Annotated in this window: 2 pseudogenes; both read left to right on the plus strand. The window is 27.3% G+C overall.

Annotated elements, in window-relative coordinates:
• Window positions 1–705: pseudogene (locus AJ932_RS00095) on the plus strand (hypothetical protein); the annotation flags it as partial.
• 18 nt (window positions 706–723) lie between these two features.
• Window positions 724–943 (plus strand): annotated as a pseudogene (locus AJ932_RS00100) (hypothetical protein); the annotation flags it as partial.

Here is a 943-nt window from a genome sequence, read left to right on the forward strand (position 1 = left end):
AAATTCATTAGCTTTGATTTAAAGAAAATTTTTTATGGCATAGATCTTTGCACAGGAGTTTTTGACACTCATTTTTCCTTTCATTATGAAATAGATCAAAAGCTTGAAGAAAATAAAGAATTTCTTTTAAAAAGACTTTTATCTTATTTGATTATTGATGAGAAAAGAAATGCAACTGCTTTAGAGGATATAAAAGAACAAAAATATATTATAGATGATTATACTTTTTATTTTAAAGAGTTAAAATCTTTAGAACTTAAAAAATGCACTATATATCAACTTCCTTGTAATCATCCTTTGTTTAAAGAGTTTAGAAATAAAGAAAAGCAAATTAGTGCTTTTAAAAAGGATGAAGATAGTCCTATTCATGCTTACAATGAAGCTTTACAAATTTTACAAGATTTTGCTAATGGAATTTACAATACAAGTAAAGATAAAACAGGAAGATATATAGAAGATAAAAATAAAACCAGAAGATTACTAGAAAAACTCAATATCATAGGACAAAACAATCTTAAGGCTATGTATATGGGGATAAATAAGAAACAAGACAATTTACAAGAAAAAGAAGGTGATGAAGAAGAAAAAAACGAGGAATATATAGAAAGTGTAACTGAAAACAAACAATCCCAAAAATTACCGCCTAACTTCATAGGCAGATTAGCTACTACTATAATCATAGAAGATGGTTTATATATGGGATAAATTAAGAAAGGATAAATAATGAGTGAGACTTATAAAATTTATACACCTAATGGAATAGCTGTAAAAGTAGATAAAGAAACAAACAAAATATATTTTGTAGAAAGTTTAGATTCACATCCACCAGCAAAGGGCAACTATACCGAAGAATATTCCAAAGCTTTGTTTGAAGCACACGACATTAAACGAAACTCCCCCTACAAAGACTATAAACCCCAATACCTAGATCCTAACTTTTATA

Origin of the sequence: Campylobacter sp. BCW_6873, from assembly GCF_001762365.1 — a bacterium.
In the GTDB taxonomy this organism is placed as follows: domain Bacteria; phylum Campylobacterota; class Campylobacteria; order Campylobacterales; family Campylobacteraceae; genus Campylobacter_D; species Campylobacter_D jejuni.